The following is a 19,294-nucleotide window of genomic DNA, read 5'->3' on the forward strand; positions in this document are numbered from 1 at the left end:
GATGAAACTGGTCACCTACAACACCCAGTATGGCGTCGGCCGCGACGCGCGCTACGACCTCGACCGCATTGTCCGCGCCGTCGACGGCGCCGACATCGTGTCGCTGCAGGAGGTGACCCGCAACTTCATGCGCAACGACATGGCCGACATGGTCGACGGCCTTGCCCGCCTGCTGCCCGACTACTTCCATGTCTACGGCGTCGCCATGGACATCGACTTCGGCATGCTCGGCACCGACGGCAAGCCCGCCAACAAGCGGCTGCAGTTCGGCAACATGGTGCTGTCGCGCTGGCCCATCGTCGCGTCGCGCAACCTGCTCCTGCCGCGCAGCAAACGCCTCAGCCGCGGCAACCTGCAGCGCTCGGCGCTGGAAGCGCTTATTATGGCACCGTCGGGTCCGCTGCGTGTCTACTCCGTACACACCGACCACGTCAGCCAGGAGGAGCGCATCGCCCAGATCCGTCACCTCAAGGAACGGGTCTACGCCTTTGCCGCAGAAGGCGGCGTCCTCACCGGTGCTGCCGAATACGGTTTCCCCGAGCTCCCCAGCCCCGAGGAATTCGTTCTCATGGGCGACTTCAACATGGTGCCGGGCTCGCCCGAACATCTCGTCATGACCGGCGTGCCCGACCCGGTGGAAGGTCCGCAGATCGTCGCCCATCACCCTGTCGACGCCTATACGCTGGCGGGCGGAGTTCCGGATGGGTCGGTCTCCTGGACCGACACGACCCATCCGGAAAAAACCCGCCTCATCGACTACGTCTTCGTTCAGGCCAACATGGCCGCCAGGGTCAAATCCGTCCGCATCGACAGCGATGCGGCAGGTTCCGACCACCAGCCGGTGTGGGTCGAGCTGGCCTGAGCCGTCCGCCTAGAACCGCGCCCACGACCTGAGGCTCGCCCAGGTCTTGCGGTCGAGCCGGTAACGCTCGACAGGGACCTGGCCGGCGACGATCGAGTTCAGCATGCCCTGGCCGGCATACTGGAAGCCGCACTTGTGGATGACCCGCCGCGACGCCGGGTTGATGACCCGGCACGAGACGTTGAGCACGGCAACATCGGTTGCCCGGAAGGCGAGATCGACGAGCGCATGCGCGGCCTCGGTGGCATAGCCCGACTTCCAGTAGGGTTCACCGATCCAGTAGCCGAGCTCTAGCCCGCGGTCGGTGACGTTTAGCCCGGCCGAACCGACGAAGGCACCGGTGTCGGCGATGGTGATGGCATAAACCACCCCGCCGCGCCTGCTACGCGCCATCGACAGGAAGGCTCGCGCCTCGGCCTCGCCGTAGGGATGCGGCATCCGCGACAACATCTCGGCGATGTGGCGGTTGTCGGCCAGCTGCACCAGCTCGGGGATGTCGTCCTCGTGCGGTGGCCGCAGGACCAGGCGCTCGGTCAGCAATATCGGACAGTCGATCGACAGCCTTTCGTCTTCGCTGTCTTCCTTCTCGGCAACCATGTGAAATCCTCCAGGAGAATGAAAAAGGGGAGATGGAAACCCATCTCCCCTGATCCTTTTCCTGGCTTGGCCAGACACCGGTTCCCGAGATGGGGCGCCGGTGTTGTAGTGCGGAACCGGCTACTCCGCGGCCTTGAGAATCGGATTCACCGATACGTAGGTTCGGCCATTGGCTTTTTTGTTGAAGGTCACGGCGCCGGCTTCGAGCGCAAAAAGGGTGTGATCCTTGCCCATGCCGACGTTGACGCCGGGATGCCAGGTGGTGCCGCGTTGACGAACGATAATGTTGCCCGGAATCACGGACTCGCTACCGAACTTCTTGACGCCAAGGCGCTTCGACTCTGAATCGCGACCGTTGCGCGACGAACCGCCAGCTTTCTTATGTGCCATGGATGTTCTCCTTCAGCGCTCTGATTACTCTGATTCCGCGACGGCTGCAGCCTTTTTCGGCGCTGCCTTCTTCGCGGGCTTTTCTGCAGCTGCATCAGCTGCGGCTTCGGCCTTCACTGCCGCCTTCTTCGAAGGCTTCGCACCGCCGGTCAGGATCTCGGAGATCCGGACAGTGGTGTGGTGCTGGCGGTGACCGCGGGCGCGACGCGAGTTCTGGCGGCGACGCTTCTTGAAGGCGATGACGGTCTTGTTGCGGCCGTGCTCGACCACCTCAGCCGTCACCACTGCGCCCGCGACGAAGGGCGCGCCGATCTCGGCGTTTTCACCTTCGCCAACGGCGAGCACTTCAACGAATTCCACGGTGTCGCCGGCGGCGCCGACGAGCTTCTCAACCTTGATCACATCATTGGCGGCAACGCGATACTGCTTACCGCCCGTTTTGATGACTGCGAACATTTTGTGCCTTTCGCTGTTCGGTCGGCCTTTTCGGCCGTCTTTTTGTCAGTCGTTACGGGTTCATGACAAACGGCGCAGAGGACCCTCCACGCCGATTGCAGGGGTCCCGTAACCGAAGGTTGCCATGAAGTCAAGGCGAACACCTTGGCAAAGCTGCGCTTTTGAGCCCGGTCAGGCCTCCCGTGCCGACGCGAGCCTCACGCAGTCCAGTCCCGGATACCGGCTTCAGCTCAAGCGAACAACTGCCGAGGCGACGCCCGCATAACCCAAACGCCCGTGAAGCCAGTCTCTCTGACCGTGATTTTCCACCGGGCTGACGCAGCGTCCATCTGGCTAAATCGGCTCAATGAAAAAGATACGCCAACTCGGTCACATTTGGCCTTGTGCGACAGGCCATGAGCCGTTATCTACTGCGCCGCGCCGGCAACGGCCGATCACGACCGCGGAGAGGTGGCAGAGTGGTCGAATGCACCGCACTCGAAATGCGGCATGGGTGCAAGCCCATCGGGGGTTCGAATCCCTCCCTCTCCGCCAGACACCGCCGCTTCTACGCTTAAAGCCCTAAATATCTTGAGGCCGCAACGGCGGCTTCCTGCCTTCATTGCCGATGTTCGGCATTGCTGCTTTAGAGTGCAGATTATGGTTCATGATCGCGCCCACCTTGAGATAGCGTTCCGTGCCAAGGCACGCCTGAAGTTCCTTTTCTTCTGGGGGCACCAGCCTGCAGAGGATGGACGGATAACTTCCTCATGCTTCAGCCAGTGGTGGTCTGTGGCCTTCGAGGTGGCCAGCATCCGCTATCCCACGGCTGAGCATTGGATGATGGCTGAGAAGGCACGGCTGTTTGGCGACCAAGAAGCGGTGCAACACGTCCTTAAGGCGCGAAGTCCCAAGCAGGCAAAGCAGATCGGTCGCGAGGTGCGCGGTTTTGATGAGGCGCGTTGGGATGGAGAGAAGCGCCGCATCGTCACTGAAGGAAGCTTCGCAAAGTTCTCCCAAAACAAGGCGCTCGGGGCATTTCTGCTGTCTACCGGCAATCAGATTCTAGTTGAAGCAAGCCCGGTGGACCGCGTGTGGGGCATCGGCTTGGCCGCTGATGACAAGCGAGCAGCCAATCCACTCCTGTGGCGTGGCGACAATTTGCTCGGCTTCGCGCTCATGAACGTGCGAGACCGCATTAGAGTCTGATACCGCCTTATAGCCCTGATCTGTATGTCCGCTAACCACTCCGCTGTAGATCTACTCGACCGATATTACTCTCCAGCTGTCTTCATTTGGATCCCAGCGTGTGCAGCGGCGGAAGGTTTGCGGATGACATAAAGATCCTGGTGTTCCCACCAACCGGCAGATTCGTAGGTTAGGTACTCAGCGCCGGAAAGTTGCGCGATTTGCCCATCGACAAAACCCTTCGCCAATCTCGCCTACGTCAATCTCCACACGGATGGCTTTGCCGAACAGGGCGGCGCTGCGGCTCTCACCGTCGCAAGGGATTCGACCGACGTCACCTTCACCACCGTCGGGTTGCGCGCCTCGACCGCATTTACAGTGGCAGGCATAGAAACCAGCGCACGCGGCATGCTCGGCTGGTGCCACGCTTTCGGCAACACGTTTCCCTCGTCAGTCAATGCCTTTGGCTACTCCAGCGCTTTCTCTGTCGCGGGGGCACCGATCGCCAGAGACAGCGCCATTACCGAGGCCGGCTCGACTTCGACATCTCCGCGGCTGCAAGCGTCGGCCTTGCCTATCATGGCCAACTGGCATCCGACGCACAGCATCACAGCTTCAAGGCAAACCTTGCGGTGCGGTTCTAGCCGTCTTCATGCACGCCATGCCGACCATGGACGACTACCAGGACCCGAAGATGGTCGTGTATCTTCGGCAGCCGCGACGGCGTTTGCCGGCCCACCTGGCGGCGGGCCCGGATGGGTCAGCCCTTGCCCGTCAGCGTGCGCTCGCGCGCGCATGGTCGATATAGATCTCGCGCAGCCGCGTGACGACTGGTCCCGGCTTGCCGTCGCCGATCGGCTTGCCATCGATGCGGGCCACCGGCATGACGAAGGTCGAAGCGCTGGTGATGAAGGCTTCGGCAGCAGCCTGGGCTTCCTCGACGGTAAAGCGGCGTTGCTCGAGCGTCAGGCCGCCCTCCTCGGCCAACTGGACAAGCGCCTGTCGCGTACAGCCGGGCAGCGTGCGCTGGCTGTTGGCGGGTGAGACGATCTTGCCGTCATGGGTAACGATATAGGCGGTCGACGACGCACCTTCGGAGACATGACCGTCCTCGACCATCCACGCCTCGTCGCAACCTTCCGCCTTGGCGTCGCGCTTGGCCAACACCTGCGGCAGCAGGGACACGCTCTTGATGTCGCGCCTTGCCCAGCGCAGGTCGGCCAGCGTCTTGACGGCAATGCCGGTCCTTGCTGCGGCAACATCGACAAGCACCTTCGGCTGCGTCAACAGCAGGAGTGTCGGCTCCAGCTCCTCGCCGAACAGGAAGTTCCGCTCTTCGGCGCCCCGCGTCAGTTGCAGGTAGACAAGCCCTTCCTGCAGACCGTTGCGCTCGATCAGACCGTGCTCGATCTCTTCGATGGCAGCGGTGGTGATGGGCAGGCGCAAGCCAAGTTCACGGGCCGAGCGCTCCAGACGCGCCATGTGCAGGTCGCTGTCGACTAGCTTGCCGTCGAGAACCGCCGTCACCTCGTAGATGCCGTCGGCAAACAGGAAGCCGCGATCGAAGATCGACAGTTTGGCCTCAGCGGCCGGCAGGTAGCTGCCATTCAGCCAGACGATGCGGTCTTGTCCACCGGCCATAGGTACTCTCCAATGCAAGTGAGATGTCAGCGCGCCTTGTACAGGCCCAGCGCCCCGATGGAAATTACCTTATGCAAGACGGCGCCGCTGTCACTTATGGTTCCGAAGGGCTTCCGCGCAGGCCTCGAGATAGGCGTAACCATATCTCAGGTCGGGTTCGAGATACGCCCCCTCGCCCCACTCGTTCCAGGCATTGATGAAGACAAGGCGCTCGTTTGCAGGATTGGCCTGCGCGCGCTCCATCGCGTCCCCGAGCCATTGCTCGAACAGATCGGGCGTCGAGCCATGGTAGATCTGGGCAGACGTCGGACGGCGCGCGCTGTTGTCCCATGACGGCATGACGCCGGGATGGACGACGCCTGCCTCGACCGACTTCACCTTTTCCGCTGCCACCACATCGGCGTAGCGTCGAATACGACCGCTGTCCCGGAAGCGTGAGACGGACAAGCTGCTTTCGATACTCGGCGTGCGGATGTTGTGCGGCGGAAACTCGGACAGCGCATCGAAGCCGTGGTCGCGATGCGCACTGAAATCAAAGGCATTCGTCGCGATCAGGTAGATCCCAGGATATCCGAGCCTGGTCATCTCTGCGCGCCAGCGTGCGATGGTGGCTTTCATGTCCGGGAAGAGGCTCGCGCGATAGACGGTGAAAACCGGCTTGCCGTCGATTTTCAGATAGCGGGGATCGCGGAAATATTTGTCGAGGCCGCGAATGACCGCGATGTCGTCCTCCGCCGAATGCCGCTGCGCCAGAAGCACGTCCTGCTCGCGCCCGGACCAGCGTCGCGACCAGGTTTCGTTGGCCCAGCACAGGGAGAATGGCAGGTCGAGATCGGCGGTTGCCAGATAATGGTCCAGCGGACCTTCCAGCAGACGCCGACCACCAAACCAGTAGAAATGAAAACAGAAGGCTGAGATGCCGTAGAGCTTGGCCAGTTCGACCTGCCGGCGCATGACTTCAGGCAACCGCAGGTCATAATAGCCCAGTTCTCCCGGCAGCCGCGGCTGGTAGTGACCTTCGAAGACAGGGAACGCGCGCGCAACGTTGCGCCATTCGGTGAAGCCGCTCCCCCACCACTCGTCGTTCTCCGCCGTCGGATGAAACTGCGGCAAGTAGTACGCCACCAGGCGGACGTCGGTCGCGGCCGGCTTTTCGCTTGCTATCGGCTTATAGTCACCGGCCGGATAATGGCCAAGGAGATTGCGGACCTGTGTCTCGTGTAGCCGGTCCGACGGCTGTGACCTCGCCAGCCATCGGGACGGCTGCGCGATCCGCCGCAACTTTCCCCAGACTCTGCGCAAGAAGGATGGCCTTTCACGCCACGGGGCGCCTGACAGAGCGTTCACTGGCGCTTCCCGAAACTGCCCATAGGGCCGCCATTCAATCCGTTTGCAAATCCCAGAAGCTTGGAGCGTCGCGCACTGGAGAACAGCACATGCGGCCACAGCAGCTTCAGCCATGTACGGAAACGTTCGGCAGGTACGTCAAGCGGCATCTGGTGCTTGTTCATGACATAGACCAGCGACCGGCCCATCGCTTCACCCTTGACGCGGCCCGACTCGACCGACCGCGCGCTGGAGCGGCCTTCCGCATGGTCGACGGCAGCACCTGCAGCAAGCCGCAGCTCGACACCGACCCGCAGCAGCCGCACGCTGAGGTCGTCGTCCTCGTGGAACAGGAAGATGTTCTGGTCGAAGCCACCAACCTGCTCGAAATGCTTACGCCTGATGAAGATGCAGGCGCCATGCAGGACCGGGATGGCGCAATCATGTTTGGGGGGCGCCCCGTGCCAAAAGTCGGACGCCGGCAGCAGTCGCGACCACCGTCTGAAGCGCCGGCGCGAGCCCGAATAGAAACGCGGATTGAAGGCGGCGTCGGGATGGGCAGCGGCTGCAGCAACAAGCGCTTCTATCGCGCCCGCCTCGAAGCGAAGGTCAGGATTGGCAAGCAGCAGGAATGGCGCATTGCCGGCGGCCGCGCCGACATTGCAGGCGCTGCCATAGCCGACATTTTCCTCGATCTCGATGACCTTCGCCCCGGCAGCCTCGGCAAGCGTCACGGAGTCGTCGACGCTGGCGTTGTCGACGACAACAACGTTTGCACAACTCGGAACAGTCGCCAAAAACACTGGCAAGACCGAGCCGCTGTTGTGGGTAACGACGATCAGATCCACGTCCGGTTTCATAAAGTCGTCCGCATCAACTTGACTTAACGTAAATGTCGACTCCTACCCAAAGCAGTGAGCTTTTCCTCGTCTCGCATCTATGCAGCGAAACGGCTGTCCGGACAACATTTGTACAATCACAGCTTCTTTCCGCCGTAGCAATCGGGTGATCAACCAAACGGGAACCTTCCGGCAACGGGCAACTGGCGTTCGCTTTCGAAAGCGCTCGGGATCAGATTCACCTGTTTGAAGATCCGACCAGTTCCGTGACCAGCCCCCCGACCCGCTCTCGCCACTCGCCGGCACGGTAGCTGAAATCGCGGGCAAAGGCGTCCGAGCTCAGTTGCGAATTCGCCGGCCGCGCGGCCTTTGCTGGCCATTGCTCACTGCCGACAGGTTCTGCAAGCGCGGATGGTCCGCCGAGCGACGCACTGACGGTAAAGACATGAGTGGCCAGCTCAAACCAATTGGCGCGGCCCTGGCCGGCGAGATGGTAGAGGCCCTGCGGAAAGCCGCCTTGCTTGCGCCACGAGGCAGCTGCCGCCAGCAAGCCGTCCGCGAGATCACGGGCCTCCGTCGGATTGCCGAACTGGTCGGCCACGACCTGCAGCCTGTCGCGTGTCGCCGAGAGCCTGAGCATCGTCTTGACGAAGTTGCGGCCATGGCGGCTGACGACCCAGGCCGTGCGCACCACCAGGTGGTCCGGATTGCCGGCACGGACGGCTTCCTCGCCCGCCAGCTTGCTGCGGCCATAGACCGTCTGCGGGTTGGGCATGTCCGTCTCTGAGTAAGGCTGCGCCGCCTTGCCATCAAACACGTAGTCCGTCGAAACCTGGATGATCGGTATGCCCGCAAGCCTGGTCAGCCGAGCCAATTCCGCCGGCGCCTCGGCATTGATGCGAAACGCACGCTGGGGTTCGTCTTCCTGCTGATCGACGCCGGTGTGCGCGGCGGCATTGATGACCATATCAGGCGCGACCGATTTCAGGACCGGGGCAAAAGTGGCGAGATCTTCAAGGTCGAGGTCAGGCCGACCGACAAGGACGATATTTGCTTTTCCCTTGGCGCGCTCGGCAAGCGAGAGCGCCAATTGGCCGGATGTTCCGGTAACCAGAATCTTCACTTGGCAGCGACCAGTCCCTGGCGGGTTCCGTCGAAGCGCTGCTCGCGGATCGGGCGCCACCACCAGCCATTGGCGAGATACCAGTCGACGGTACGGGCGAGGCCGGTCTCAAAGGTTTCCAGCGGCGTCCAGCCCAGTTCCTGCTCGCTCTTGGTCGGATCGATGGCATAGCGCCGGTCATGTCCGGGCCGGTCGGTAACATAGGTGATGAGGTCGAGATGCGAGCGGCCGCCATTGCGAGGGCGGCGTGCATCAAGCAGGGCACAGATGGCTTCGACAACTTCGAGATTGGTGCGTTCGGCACGTCCGCCGATGTTGTAGCTCTCACCAATCCGGCCCCCGGTCATGACCGCTTCGAGTGCCCTGGCGTGATCCTCGACGAACAGCCAGTCACGGATGTTTGCGCCTTTGCCATAGACCGGCAGCGGCTGCTCATCCAACGCGTTGGCGATGACCAGCGGGATCAGCTTTTCCGGGAAGTGGTAGGGCCCGTAGTTGTTCGAACAGTTGGAAAGGACAACCGGCAATCCGTAGGTCTCGTGCCAGGCGCGCACGAAGTGATCGGACGCCGCCTTCGATGCCGAATAAGGCGACGACGGCTTGTAGGGCGAGTCCTCGGTGAAGACGCCGGAATCGAAAGGCAGGTCGCCGAACACCTCGTCGGTCGAGACGTGATGGAAGCGGAAGCGCTTGCGTGCCTCCTCCCCAAGGCTGCGCCAGTGGTCGAGCACGGCCTGCAGCAGGCTCGCCGTGCCAACGACATTGGTGGTGACGAAGGCCATAGGCCCATCGATCGATCGGTCGACGTGGCTTTCTGCCGCCAGGTGCATGACGAGATCGACGGCTTCGTCTGCGAGAATCTTGCGCACCTTGTCGGTGTCGCAGATGTCGGCCTTCCGGAAGACATAGTTCGGATTGCCATCGAGATCACGCAGCGACGTCAGGTTGCCGGCATAGGTCAGTTTGTCCAGGTTAACGACGCGGTACTTGCCGCTTGCCACCAGATGCCGGCAGACGGCCGAGCCGATGAAACCGGCGCCACCGGTGACCAGCACAGTTTGAGGGACGTTTTTCACGGGTAGACAAATCCGGTTTCGACATCAGTCAGCAAGGGGGCGGCAGCATCCTTGTCCGACAGGATCAGCTCTTGTGCGGCTACCGGCCAGTCGATCGCGATGTCGGGGTCATCGAAGCGGATCGAACGGTCATGCGGCTGCGAATAGGGTGCCGACACCTTGTAGGCAACTTCGGTGTCGGGCTCGAGCGTAACAAAGCCATGCGCGAAGCCCTTGGGCACCAATATCTGATTCCATTCTTTGGCGGAAACCGTCAGCCCCACCCATTTGCCGAAGGTCGGCGAGCCCACGCGAATGTCGATGGCGACATCGTAGATCGATCCGCGCAGGACCCGCACCAGCTTGTCCTGTGCAAAGGGCGGCTTCTGGAAATGCAGCCCCCGCAACACGCCGCGCTCCCGCGACAGCGAGTGATTGTCCTGCACGAAATCGACGGCGATGCCTGCCTGGGCAAGCTTCCCGGCATTCCAGGTCTCGGAAAAGAAACCGCGTGCGTCATCGAACCTGGGGACGCGTATTTCGCAAACGCCGTCCAGGCCGAGCTTGCTCACCTCAACCATGACTGATTTCCCTGACTCGGCGCTCGAGATAGCGGGCATAGTCGGTCTTGCCGAGCTCGGCGGCACGGCGCAACACGTCCTCTTCGCTGACCCAGCCGAGTTCGAAGCCGATCTCTTCCGGGCACATGATCTTGATGCCCTGGCGATGCTCGATGGTGCGCACGAAGGACGACGCCTCGTGGAGGCTGTCATGAGTGCCGGTATCGAGCCAGGCGTAGCCCCTGCCCAGGCGGACGACATGCAACGTATCGCGCTCGAGATAGGTGCGGTTGACGTCGGTGATCTCCAGTTCGCCACGCGCCGACGGCTTGATCGACGAGGCAATGTCGACCACCGAATTGTCGTAAAAATAGAGACCTGTCACCGCCCAGTTCGAGCGCGGCTGCGCAGGCTTTTCTTCGATCGACAGGGCACGCTGGGTCTCCCGGTCGAATGACACGACGCCATAACGCTGCGGATCCTCGACATGGTAGGCAAAGACCGAAGCGCCGCTCTCGCGGGCAACGGCTGCCCGACAGCGCTCCGACAGGCCGTCGCCATAGAAGATGTTGTCGCCAAGTATAAGCGCCACCGGGCTGTTGCCGATGAACTCGCGTCCGATGATGAACGCTTCGGCCAAGCCGTTGGGAGAAGGTTGGACGGCATAGGAAAACGACACGCCAAACGCCGAGCCGTCGCCGAGCAACTGCTGGAACTGCGGCAGATCGCGCGGCGTCGAGATGATAAGGATGTCCTGAATACCCGCCAGCATGAGAACGCCGAGCGGATAATAGATCATCGGCTTATCATATATCGGAAGTATCTGCTTCGATACTGCAAGTGTTGCAGGGTAGAGTCGCGTGCCACTACCGCCCGCAAGTATAATTCCCTTCACGGTACATCCCTGGTGTCGTTGCCTTCTGACCCCCGTCCCGGCTGACAAACCGCAATAGACCGTATGGGACGCACAAACAAGACATCAACTTCGTCTGCCACAATCACGAACAGATTTGGTTTCAGAAGGTAAAACTTGCGGAGCGGAACCCGCTATCCAGCCGCTCGGCCACACGTATCGAAAGATTAGGAACATGAACCGCCTATTGCTCAAGATCGCCTCTGTCCTGGCATTCGCCGCCATGGCATGGATTGCACCAGCCGCAGGAGAAAACATGCTCGAACGTGAATTGCATGCAAGCGCGAGCAAGGGTGACGCGACAGCTGTCCGCGACCTGCTTGCAAAGGGCGCCAGCATCGACGCACGCGACGACAGCGGCCGCACCGCACTTCTGCTCGCCACCCACGGCAACCAGATCGAAGCTGCCAGGGTGCTGATCGACGCAGGCGCCGACGTCAACGCCAAGGATGCCATCAATGACAGCCCGTATCTTTATGCCGGCGCACGCGGACACCTCGAGATCCTGAAGATGACGCTGGCCCACGGCGCCGATCTCAAGAGCATCAACCGCTATGGCGGCACCGCCCTGATCCCGGCCGCCGAACGCGGTCATGTCGAAACCGTGCGCACGCTGATCGAGGCCGGTGTCGAGGTCGACCACGTCAACAAGCTCAACTGGACGGCTCTGCTGGAGGCGATCGTACTCGGCGATGGCGGTCCCCGCCACGTCGCGATCGTCAAGTTGCTCGTCGACGCCGGTGCTGACGTCAACCTTGCCGACGGCGACGGCGTAACGCCGCTGCAGAACGCACGCAGGCACGGCTTCACCGAGATCGAGAAGGTCCTGGTTGCCGCCGGCGCCCGCTGAGGAGGCCGAATTGGACAAGTCGAGTGAGTTCCTTTGCCATGCAATCGAGCTGGCGCGCGCGAACATTTCGAGAGGTGGCCGTCCTTTTGGAGCGGTTGTGGTCAGGAACGGAGAGGTCGTCGCCTGTGGCGTCAATGAAGTGCTCTCGTCCAATGATCCGACTGCCCATGCCGAAATGTCGGCCATCCGGGCGGCAAGTCAGGCCCTGGCCTCGCCACGGCTCGACGGTTGCACAGTCTATGCAAGCGGCCATCCTTGCCCGATGTGCATGGGCGCGATGCGCATGGCCGGCATAACCGAAGTCGCATATGCATATTCGAATGACGACGGCGCGCCCTATGGCCTGTCGACGGCAGCTGTCTATGCCGACCTGGCGCGGCCAGCGACCGAACAGACGATGAAGGTCGCATATCGCCCGGTGCGCTCGCGGGACCACCAGCATCTTTACGCCGAGTGGCAGGCTGCACAGTCCCAATCCTAGGCTCTTCACCCCAATCCGGCCGGAAGGTTTCACAAGCCCCTCCGCCAGCCTCTCGTTTTCGCCACAAGGAGTGCGGACCATGACCAAACCGGCAACCGGCCCGCTTGCCGGGCTTCGCGTCGTCGAATTCGTCGGTCTCGGACCTGCGCCCTTCGCCGCCATGCAGTTCGCGGACATGGGGGCCGACGTCATCCGCATCGCGCGCCCGGAGGCCACGCCTAAAATTCCCGATCCGATTTCGGGACGCGGGCGTCCAACCGTGGAGGCCGATCTCAAGGATCCCGTCCAGGCCGAGATGGTCCGCACACTCTGCGACAGTGCCGACGCCCTTATCGAAGGGTTCCGGCCGGCTGTCATGGAACGGCTGGGGTTGGGACCTGATGTCCTGTTGGAGCGCAATCCACGCCTCGTCTACGGCCGCATGACGGGATGGGGACAGACCGGCCCGATGGCAGCCTGTGCCGGGCACGACATCAATTACATTGCCATTACCGGCGCGCTCGCGGCGATAGGCCCCGCCGGCCATCCCGTGCCGCCGCTCAACCTCGTCGGCGACTTCGGCGGCGGCGCCATGTTCCTCGTCTCCGGCATGCTCGCGGCCCTGCTGTCGGCGCAGCGTACAGGCACCGGGCAAGTCGTCGATGCTGCCATTTGCGACGGCACCGTCCAACTGATGACCATGGCTTACGACCTTGCCTCCGCCGGCCAGTGGCAGCCCCAGCGCGCAGCCAATCTGCTCGACGGCGGCGCGCCCTACTACTGCACCTATGAATGCGCAGACGGCAGGCATATCGCCATCGGTCCGATCGAACCGCAGTTCTTCGAACTGTTCCGCCAGACCATCGGGCTGGACGACACCGCCCACGCCCTGCGCGCCGACCGGTGCAATTGGCCAGCACTGAAAGACGAGATCGCAGCGCTGATCATCAGACGCCCAAGCTCCGAATGGCTGGCTCTGCTGGAACACTCCGACGCCTGCGTTTCACCGGTGCTCGACCTTCACGAGGCGGCGCAACATCCTCATCTCATCGCCCGGAAAAGCTTTGTTCAACTGAACGGGCTGACACAACCAGCTCCGACCCCGCGCTTTTCCGGCACGCCGACCGAGGCGCGCGCCCGACCTCGAGAGGTGCTGCCGCTGGCCGAGGCGGTCAGGGCGTGGAGCGGCTAACTCCAGCTCGCGAGCTCTCCACCCCAGCCGACAGACCCCAAAATGCAAAAAGCCGCCGGTGGAGCCGGCGGCTTGAGCAATTCTGTCGAACGTGCCTGACCCGGCGAGAAATCCTCAGATCGCGGCTTCCAGGGTCGAAAGGTGGTTGAGATAGGCTTCCGCCTTGGTGCGGGCCTGGTCTTCCTTAGCGTCGGCGACGTCCTCGCGTGCGTCCTGGATGCGCCGCAGCAGTTCGGCGCGGTCGATGTCCTTCACCGGCGTCGCCGATTCGGCAAGCAGCGTGCAGCCTGCCGGGACGATGTCGGCGAAACCGCCGAATACGACGTAGCGCTCTTCCTTGCCGCCAACGGCCTTCACCGTCACGACGCCCGGCTTGATCGTGGTCATGACGGGCGCATGGTTGGCCATGACAGTCATTTCGCCTTCCGCACCGGGAATGACGACGGACTCGACCTGCTCCGAAACGAGCAGACGCTCGGGCGAGACCAGTTCGAATTTGAATGCTTCAGCCATGGTGTCTCACAAATGCTTGGACGGAGTTCCGAGCAGACCTGCCCACAACTGGGCAGTCATCGGTGCAACAGCGCGGACCATGGGCCCGCGCTGCGGCTTTATGATTATGCCGCTTCCGCAGCCAGGCGCTGGGCCTTCTCGATCGCCATGTCGATGCCGCCGACCATGTAGAAGGCAGCTTCCGGCAGGTGATCGTACTCGCCGTCAACCAGGCCCTTGAAGCTCTTGATGGTGTCTTCGAGCGGAACCAGCTGGCCGGGCGAGCCGGTGAACACTTCAGCGACGAAGAACGGCTGCGACAGGAAGCGCTCGATCTTGCGGGCGCGGGCGACCGTGACCTTGTCCTCTTCCGACAGCTCGTCCATGCCCAGGATGGCGATGATGTCCTGCAGCGACTTATAGCGCTGGAGGATTTCCTGGACGCGACGGGCGACGGAATAGTGCTCTTCGCCGACGATCAGCGGATCGAGCATGCGCGAGGTCGAGTCGAGCGGATCCACGGCCGGGTAGATACCCTTTTCCGAGATCGCGCGGTTGAGAACCGTCGTCGCGTCAAGGTGCGCGAACGAGGTTGCCGGCGCCGGATCGGTCAAGTCGTCGGCGGGGACGTAAATCGCCTGCACCGAAGTGATCGAGCCCTTGTTGGTGGTGGTGATGCGTTCCTGCATCGCACCCATATCGGTCGACAGCGTCGGCTGATAGCCCACGGCCGAAGGAATACGGCCGAGCAGAGCCGACACTTCCGAACCCGCCTGGGTGAAGCGGAAGATGTTGTCGACGAAGAACAGCACGTCCTGGCCCTGGTCGCGGAAGTGCTCGGCGATGGTCAGGCCCGACAGGGCGACGCGGGCGCGCGCACCGGGCGGCTCGTTCATCTGGCCGAACACCAGGGCGCACTTCGAACCTTCGGTCGAGCCGTTGTTCTCGTGCGGGTCCTTGTTAACGCCCGACTCGATCATTTCGTGATACAGATCGTTGCCTTCGCGGGTGCGCTCGCCGACGCCGGCGAACACCGAGTAACCACCGTGCGCCTTGGCGACGTTGTTGATCAGTTCCTGGATCAGAACGGTCTTGCCGACGCCGGCGCCGCCGAACAGGCCGATCTTGCCGCCGCGAGCATAAGGAGCCAGCAGATCGACGACCTTGATGCCGGTGACCAGGATCTGTGCTTCGGTCGACTGGTCGACATAGGCAGGCGCTTCCTGGTGGATGGCGCGCTTGGACTTGGTCTTGACCGGGCCGGCTTCGTCGACCGGCTCGCCGATGACGTTCATGATGCGGCCGAGCGTCTCGTCGCCAACCGGAACCATGATCGGCGAACCGGTGTCACGGACGGCCTGGCCACGAACGAGGCCTTCCGAAATGTCCATGGCGATGCAGCGGACGGTGTTTTCGCCGAGGTGCTGTGCCACTTCGAGGATGAGGCGGTTGTCGCCATTCATCGTCTCGAGCGCGTTCAGGATCGGCGGCAGTTCGCCGTCGAACTGCACGTCGACGACAGCGCCGATGACCTGCGAGACGCGGCCCGCGCCGGAGGCGACGACCGCCGACTTTTCGACCTTGGCAGCGGCCGCCTTGGCAGGCGCCGCCTTCTTTGCTGCGGGGGCCTTTTCCGCCGCCGGAGCGGCTTTCGGAGTAGCTGCTTTAGCCATCGTTTAACCTCTGTGTCCGTTCGTTGTTTCACGCGGACCCGCCTTGCGGCGAGCCATCACGTGGCTAGAGCGCTTCGGCGCCCGAAATAATCTCGATCAGTTCCTTGGTGATCTGGGCCTGACGCTGGCGGTTGTACGTGATCGTCAGCTTGTTGATCATGTCGCCTGCGTTGCGCGTGGCATTGTCCATCGCGCTCATCTTGGCACCCATCTCGCCGGCAGCATTTTCCAGCAGCGCCCGGAAAATCTGCACCGAGATGTTGCGCGGAATGAGATCGCCGAGGATTTCGCCCGGCTCCGGCTCGTATTCGTAGACCGCACCGCCGCTGGTCGCGGCATCGGCGCCGGCCGAAGGAGCGGCGGCAGGAATGACCTGCTGCGCGGTCGGAACCTGGCTGATCACCGACTTGAACTCGGAGTAGAACAGCGTGCAGACATCGAAGCCGCCCTGGTTGAACAGGGTGATCACCTTCTTGGCGATCATGTCGGCATGGACGAAGCCAACCTGCTTGGCGTCGCGCAGTTCGACGCGGTCGATGATCAGCGAGGCGAAGTCGCGACGCAGGACATCGTAGCCCTTCTTGCCGACGGTGATGATCTTGACCGTCTTGCCCTGGCCCTGGAGCTTGCGGACATGGTCGCGAGCCAGACGCGAAATCTGGCTGTTGAAGCCGCCGCACAGGCCGCGCTCGGCGGTGCAGACGACGAGCAGATGCACGTCGTCCTTGCCGGTGCCGGTCATCAGCGCCGGAGCATCGCCACCGCCACCGACAGCCTGGGCGATATTCGCGAGAACCGCACCCATGCGCTGCGAGTAGGGACGCGCGGCTTCCGCAGCTTCCTGGGCGCGACGCAGCTTCGCCGCGGCGACCATCTGCATCGCCTTGGTGATCTTCTGCGTCGCCTTGACCGAGGCGATACGGTTGCGGAGGTCTTTTAGCGAGGCCATGCCTTATCCGTCAGTGTCAGGCGAAGTTTTTCGCGAAAGCGTCGATGTGACCCTTGAGCTTGCCGCGGAGTTCGTCGCTGAGCGCCTTCTCCGTACGGATGCCGTCGAGAACGTCTTTGCCTTCCGAGCGCATGTAAGCCAGCAGGCCCTGCTCGAACTTGCCGACCTGGTTGAGGGCCAGCTTGTCGAGATAGCCGTTGACGCCGGCGAAGATCACCGCCACCTGCTCTTCGGTCTTGAGCGGCGAGAACTGCGGCTGCTTGAGCAGCTCGGTCAGGCGCGCACCGCGGTTGAGCAGACGCTGGGTGGCCGCGTCGAGGTCGGAACCGAACTGCGCGAAGGCAGCCATTTCGCGGTACTGCGCGAGCTCGCCCTTGATCGAGCCTGCAACCTGCTTCATCGCCTTGATCTGGGCCGACGAGCCGACGCGCGACACCGACAGACCGACGTTCACGGCAGGACGGATGCCCTGGAAGAACAGATTGGTCTCGAGGAAGATCTGGCCGTCGGTGATCGAGATCACGTTGGTCGGGATGTAGGCCGAGACGTCGTTGGCCTGCGTTTCGATGACCGGCAGAGCGGTCAGCGAGCCGGCGCCGTTTTCGTCGTTCAGCTTGGCCGAACGCTCGAGCAGGCGCGAGTGCAGGTAGAAGACGTCGCCCGGGTAAGCTTCACGGCCCGGCGGGCGGCGCAGCAGCAGCGACATCTGGCGATAGGCGACGGCCTGCTTGGACAGATCGTCATAAGCGATCAGGGCATGCTTGCCGTTGTCGCGGAAGTATTCGCCCATGGCGCAGCCGGCGAACGGAGCCAGGAACTGCATCGGGGCCGGATCGGAGGCGGTGGCGGCGATGATGATCGAATATTCGAGCGCGCCGCGCTCTTCGAGCACCTTCACGAACTGCGCGACGGTCGAGCGCTTCTGGCCGACGGCGACGTAGACGCAGTAGAGCTTTTCCTTCTCCGGACCAGCGACGTGGATCGCCTTCTGGTTCAGGATGGTGTCGAGAATGATGGCAGTCTTGCCGGTCTGACGGTCACCGATGACCAGCTCGCGCTGACCGCGGCCGACCGGGATCAGGGCGTCGATGGCCTTGAGGCCGGTCGACATCGGCTCATGCACCGACTTGCGGGGGATGATGCCGGGCGCCTTGACGTCGACGCGGCGACGCTCCTTCGCCTTGATCGGGCCCTTGCCGTCGATCGGGTTGCCGAGCGCGTCGACGACGCGGCCGAGCAGCTCCGGACCGACCGGGACGTCGACGATCGCGCCGGTACGCTTGACGGTGTCGCCTTCCTTGATGTCGCGGTCGGCACCGAAGATGACGACGCCGACGTTGTCGCTTTCAAGGTTCAGCGCCATGCCGCGGATGCCGCCCGGGAACTCGACCATTTCGCCCGCCTGGACGTTGTCGAGACCGTAGACGCGGGCGATACCGTCACCCACCGACAGAACCTGACCGACTTCGGTAACTTCGGCTTCCTTGCCGAAATTCTTGATCTGGTCTTTCAGAATTGCGGAAATTTCCGCGGCGCGGATGTCCATCAGCCGACCTCTTTCAGTGCAAGCTTGAGCGAATTGAGTTTGGTTTTGAGCGACGTATCGATCTGGCGCGAGCCCATCTTCACGATCAGGCCGCCGAGCAGCGAAGGATCGACCGCGACCGAGATCGCCACGTCCTTGCCGGCGACACTCTTCAGCGCCGACTTGAGTTCCGTTTCCTGCGCCGCGGTCAACGCATGCGCCGAAGTCACCTCTGCCGAGGTCTCGCCACGATGCTCGGCGGCGATCTGGCGGAACGCCTTGATCATGCCGGGCAGTGCGAACAGGCGGCGATTGCGCGCCACGAGGCGGAGGAAATTGCCGGTCAGGCCGGTGATCTTGGCCTTGTCGGCGATCGCCGAGATGGCCCTTTCCTGATCTTCGCCGGAGAACACCGGGCTCTTGATCAGGCGATCCAGATCAGCACTGCCGTCAAGCAGCACAGCGAAACGACCGAGGTCGGCTTCTACCTTTGCAACAGCGCCTGCTTCGAGTGCGAGATCGAACAACGATCCCGCATAGCGCTCAGCAACACCGGAGATTGGCGAGGAAGATTGGGTCACGGACCGTCTTTTCTCTTGTCTGACAGGCCGCAAGATTGTTGGCGCGAGTGTGAGACTCTAGCTAAATCTTTGACCTTACTGCGTTTTTTGACCCCGGAGCTCGCGACAGCCGCATCCCCCCGGCCGAAAGTCGATTGCCGTCTAGCACAGGCTTTTGATGACCGCAACACGTCCTCTAACAGGCTTTTGAGGCACTATTGTCGCATCTTGCGCATCGGAGCTGTGGCTTGACGGCGATTCACGGCCAGAAGCCGAAAACAAACCCAAGGGGTAGGGCCGCCAGCGCCAGTTCGACAACGATCGCCACCCAATTGTATGGGGTGTTGGCACCGTCCGACATCATGGCGACGATCCGGCCGAAGGCAGTGAACAGCCACGACACGCCGAGCGCCATGTAAAGCAATGGCTGGGCTAGCAGAATCGCGCACAGCCCAACCCCGAGGAAGAAGCCGGCCATAGTGGCGCGACCCTGGGCGATGGCTTCCGGATTGTCCGGCCTTGCCTGCAGCCTGAGCAGGCGGAAGGCGATTCTCGGGGCAAAGAACAGGATGACACCGAACAGCAGCGTGACCGCCGCCGAGCTCCACGCCAGCCACTCGCCCTGGCTCGCCGGCCACGGAAATGCGAACTCCATATTTCCCCT

General features: G+C 62.6%; 21 protein-coding genes, 1 tRNA gene and 1 pseudogene. 7 read left to right on the forward strand and 16 right to left on the reverse strand.

The features are described from left to right. The first annotated feature begins 1 nt into the window (after window position 1). Window positions 2-862: an endonuclease/exonuclease/phosphatase family protein gene (locus tag Amn_RS25620; protein ID WP_286293629.1), complete on the forward strand. Its 861-nt coding sequence runs from the start codon at window positions 2-4 to the stop codon at window positions 860-862. 9 nt (window positions 863-871) lie between these two features. Here the strand turns inward: Amn_RS25620 and Amn_RS25625 are convergent, their stop codons facing one another. The 3 genes from Amn_RS25625 to rplU all read right to left on the reverse strand — a co-directional run bounded on the left by Amn_RS25625 (window position 872) and on the right by rplU (window position 2,305). Further along, window positions 872-1,459, reverse strand: coding sequence for a GNAT family N-acetyltransferase (locus tag Amn_RS25625; RefSeq protein ID WP_067956586.1), 588 nt, complete (start codon window positions 1,457-1,459; stop codon window positions 872-874). A 120-nt stretch (window positions 1,460-1,579) separates the two neighbouring features. Beyond that, the gene (rpmA, locus tag Amn_RS25630) at window positions 1,580-1,849 is read right to left on the reverse strand and encodes a 50S ribosomal protein L27 (protein WP_055974797.1); all 270 of its coding nucleotides are present in this window, start codon (window positions 1,847-1,849) and stop codon (window positions 1,580-1,582) included. A gap of 24 nt (window positions 1,850-1,873) precedes the next feature. After that, window positions 1,874-2,305 carry a 50S ribosomal protein L21 gene (gene rplU / locus Amn_RS25635; protein ID WP_067956584.1) on the reverse strand — a complete coding sequence of 144 codons (432 nt, stop codon included), beginning with the start codon at window positions 2,303-2,305 and terminating at the stop codon, window positions 1,874-1,876. Window positions 2,306-2,749: 444 nt separating this feature from the next. On the opposite strand from rplU, the gene Amn_RS25640 reads away from it, so the two are divergent. The 3 genes and pseudogenes from Amn_RS25640 to Amn_RS32655 form a co-directional block, all read left to right on the forward strand. Beyond that, window positions 2,750-2,839 (forward strand) — tRNA-Ser (locus tag Amn_RS25640). A gap of 105 nt (window positions 2,840-2,944) precedes the next feature. Continuing rightward, window positions 2,945-3,493 carry a riboflavin biosynthesis intermediates N-glycosidase gene (gene ybiA / locus Amn_RS25645; RefSeq protein WP_182574258.1) on the forward strand — a complete coding sequence of 183 codons (549 nt, stop codon included), beginning with the start codon at window positions 2,945-2,947 and terminating at the stop codon, window positions 3,491-3,493. 198 nt (window positions 3,494-3,691) lie between these two features. Continuing rightward, window positions 3,692-4,000: pseudogene (locus tag Amn_RS32655) on the forward strand (autotransporter outer membrane beta-barrel domain-containing protein); the annotation flags it as partial. 246 nt (window positions 4,001-4,246) lie between these two features. On the opposite strand, the gene Amn_RS25650 reads toward Amn_RS32655, so the two are convergent. From Amn_RS25650 to rfbA, 7 genes are all read right to left on the reverse strand, one after another. Continuing rightward, complete coding sequence (locus tag Amn_RS25650; RefSeq protein WP_182574257.1) at window positions 4,247-5,113, reverse strand: D-amino-acid transaminase; 867 nt, start codon at window positions 5,111-5,113, stop codon at window positions 4,247-4,249. 90 nt (window positions 5,114-5,203) lie between these two features. Then, window positions 5,204-6,394, reverse strand: coding sequence for a glycosyltransferase WbsX family protein (locus Amn_RS25655; protein WP_067956573.1), 1,191 nt, complete (start codon window positions 6,392-6,394; stop codon window positions 5,204-5,206). A 62-nt stretch (window positions 6,395-6,456) separates the two neighbouring features. After that, window positions 6,457-7,299: a glycosyltransferase family 2 protein gene (locus Amn_RS25660; protein WP_182574255.1), complete on the reverse strand. Its 843-nt coding sequence runs from the start codon at window positions 7,297-7,299 to the stop codon at window positions 6,457-6,459. Window positions 7,300-7,516: 217 nt separating this feature from the next. Further along, complete coding sequence (gene rfbD / locus Amn_RS25665; protein WP_182574254.1) at window positions 7,517-8,401, reverse strand: dTDP-4-dehydrorhamnose reductase; 885 nt, start codon at window positions 8,399-8,401, stop codon at window positions 7,517-7,519. Continuing rightward, entirely contained in the window at window positions 8,398-9,477 is a 1,080-nt protein-coding gene (rfbB, locus tag Amn_RS25670) for a dTDP-glucose 4,6-dehydratase (RefSeq protein WP_246787030.1), read from the reverse strand. Before rfbB ends, rfbD begins: the two co-directional genes overlap by 4 nt. Beyond that, the gene (gene rfbC / locus Amn_RS25675) at window positions 9,474-10,037 is read right to left on the reverse strand and encodes a dTDP-4-dehydrorhamnose 3,5-epimerase (RefSeq protein ID WP_154386206.1); all 564 of its coding nucleotides are present in this window, start codon (window positions 10,035-10,037) and stop codon (window positions 9,474-9,476) included. Before rfbC ends, rfbB begins: the two co-directional genes overlap by 4 nt. Next, window positions 10,030-10,911 (reverse strand): glucose-1-phosphate thymidylyltransferase RfbA, encoded by an 882-nt coding sequence (rfbA, locus tag Amn_RS25680; RefSeq protein ID WP_067956564.1) that lies wholly within the window; start codon window positions 10,909-10,911, stop codon window positions 10,030-10,032. The genes rfbC and rfbA overlap by 8 nt, the downstream gene beginning before the upstream one ends. A 274-nt stretch (window positions 10,912-11,185) precedes the next feature. On the opposite strand from rfbA, the gene Amn_RS25685 reads away from it, so the two are divergent. The 3 genes from Amn_RS25685 to Amn_RS25695 all read left to right on the forward strand — a co-directional run bounded on the left by Amn_RS25685 (window position 11,186) and on the right by Amn_RS25695 (window position 13,431). Beyond that, on the forward strand, window positions 11,186-11,779 hold the full coding sequence (locus Amn_RS25685; RefSeq protein WP_210283768.1) for an ankyrin repeat domain-containing protein: 594 nt from the start codon (window positions 11,186-11,188) through the stop codon (window positions 11,777-11,779). A gap of 10 nt (window positions 11,780-11,789) precedes the next feature. Continuing rightward, complete coding sequence (locus Amn_RS25690) at window positions 11,790-12,260, forward strand: nucleoside deaminase (protein ID WP_286293652.1); 471 nt, start codon at window positions 11,790-11,792, stop codon at window positions 12,258-12,260. Between the two features lie 79 nt (window positions 12,261-12,339). Next, window positions 12,340-13,431 (forward strand): CaiB/BaiF CoA transferase family protein, encoded by a 1,092-nt coding sequence (locus Amn_RS25695; RefSeq protein ID WP_286293654.1) that lies wholly within the window; start codon window positions 12,340-12,342, stop codon window positions 13,429-13,431. Between the two features lie 114 nt (window positions 13,432-13,545). Here Amn_RS25695 and Amn_RS25700 read toward each other — a convergent pair whose 3' ends face one another. From Amn_RS25700 to Amn_RS25725, 6 genes are all read right to left on the reverse strand, one after another. Continuing rightward, the gene (locus tag Amn_RS25700; RefSeq protein ID WP_067956560.1) at window positions 13,546-13,944 is read right to left on the reverse strand and encodes a F0F1 ATP synthase subunit epsilon; all 399 of its coding nucleotides are present in this window, start codon (window positions 13,942-13,944) and stop codon (window positions 13,546-13,548) included. A 104-nt stretch (window positions 13,945-14,048) separates the two neighbouring features. Next, window positions 14,049-15,596, reverse strand: a complete 1,548-nt coding sequence (gene atpD, locus Amn_RS25705) for a F0F1 ATP synthase subunit beta (protein ID WP_067956557.1) — start codon at window positions 15,594-15,596, stop codon at window positions 14,049-14,051. 64 nt (window positions 15,597-15,660) lie between these two features. After that, complete coding sequence (locus Amn_RS25710; RefSeq protein WP_067956556.1) at window positions 15,661-16,545, reverse strand: F0F1 ATP synthase subunit gamma; 885 nt, start codon at window positions 16,543-16,545, stop codon at window positions 15,661-15,663. Between the two features lie 16 nt (window positions 16,546-16,561). Then, window positions 16,562-18,091, reverse strand: a complete 1,530-nt coding sequence (atpA, locus tag Amn_RS25715; RefSeq protein ID WP_286293658.1) for a F0F1 ATP synthase subunit alpha — start codon at window positions 18,089-18,091, stop codon at window positions 16,562-16,564. Continuing rightward, window positions 18,091-18,651, reverse strand: a complete 561-nt coding sequence (locus Amn_RS25720) for a F0F1 ATP synthase subunit delta (protein ID WP_067956552.1) — start codon at window positions 18,649-18,651, stop codon at window positions 18,091-18,093. The genes atpA and Amn_RS25720 overlap by 1 nt, the downstream gene beginning before the upstream one ends. Before the next feature lie 238 nt (window positions 18,652-18,889). After that, on the reverse strand, window positions 18,890-19,285 hold the full coding sequence (locus tag Amn_RS25725) for an AGROH133_08824 family phage infection protein (protein WP_067956549.1): 396 nt from the start codon (window positions 19,283-19,285) through the stop codon (window positions 18,890-18,892). Window positions 19,286-19,294: the final 9 nt, after the last annotated feature.

It is taken from the genome of Aminobacter sp. Y103A (assembly GCF_030294925.1).
Classification (GTDB): domain Bacteria; phylum Pseudomonadota; class Alphaproteobacteria; order Rhizobiales; family Rhizobiaceae; genus Aminobacter; species Aminobacter ciceronei.

Excerpts from the sequence above, each read along its gene's own strand:
- Amn_RS25620 (WP_286293629.1), top strand. The coding sequence starts at position 2 with ATGAAACTGGTCACCTACAACACCCAGTATGGCGTCGGCCGCGACGCG.
- Amn_RS25625 (WP_067956586.1), bottom strand. The coding sequence starts at position 1,459 with ATGGTTGCCGAGAAGGAAGACAGCGAAGACGAAAGGCTGTCGATCGAC.
- rpmA (WP_055974797.1), bottom strand. The coding sequence starts at position 1,849 with ATGGCACATAAGAAAGCTGGCGGTTCGTCGCGCAACGGTCGCGATTCA.
- rplU (WP_067956584.1), bottom strand. The coding sequence starts at position 2,305 with ATGTTCGCAGTCATCAAAACGGGCGGTAAGCAGTATCGCGTTGCCGCC.
- ybiA (WP_182574258.1), top strand. The coding sequence starts at position 2,945 with ATGGTTCATGATCGCGCCCACCTTGAGATAGCGTTCCGTGCCAAGGCA.
- Amn_RS25650 (WP_182574257.1), bottom strand. The coding sequence starts at position 5,113 with ATGGCCGGTGGACAAGACCGCATCGTCTGGCTGAATGGCAGCTACCTG.
- Amn_RS25660 (WP_182574255.1), bottom strand. The coding sequence starts at position 7,299 with ATGAAACCGGACGTGGATCTGATCGTCGTTACCCACAACAGCGGCTCG.
- rfbC (WP_154386206.1), bottom strand. The coding sequence starts at position 10,037 with ATGGTTGAGGTGAGCAAGCTCGGCCTGGACGGCGTTTGCGAAATACGC.
- Amn_RS25685 (WP_210283768.1), top strand. The coding sequence starts at position 11,186 with ATGCTCGAACGTGAATTGCATGCAAGCGCGAGCAAGGGTGACGCGACA.
- Amn_RS25695 (WP_286293654.1), top strand. The coding sequence starts at position 12,340 with ATGACCAAACCGGCAACCGGCCCGCTTGCCGGGCTTCGCGTCGTCGAA.
- Amn_RS25700 (WP_067956560.1), bottom strand. The coding sequence starts at position 13,944 with ATGGCTGAAGCATTCAAATTCGAACTGGTCTCGCCCGAGCGTCTGCTC.
- atpD (WP_067956557.1), bottom strand. The coding sequence starts at position 15,596 with ATGGCTAAAGCAGCTACTCCGAAAGCCGCTCCGGCGGCGGAAAAGGCC.
- Amn_RS25710 (WP_067956556.1), bottom strand. The coding sequence starts at position 16,545 with ATGGCCTCGCTAAAAGACCTCCGCAACCGTATCGCCTCGGTCAAGGCG.
- atpA (WP_286293658.1), bottom strand. The coding sequence starts at position 18,091 with ATGGACATCCGCGCCGCGGAAATTTCCGCAATTCTGAAAGACCAGATC.
- Amn_RS25725 (WP_067956549.1), bottom strand. The coding sequence starts at position 19,285 with ATGGAGTTCGCATTTCCGTGGCCGGCGAGCCAGGGCGAGTGGCTGGCG.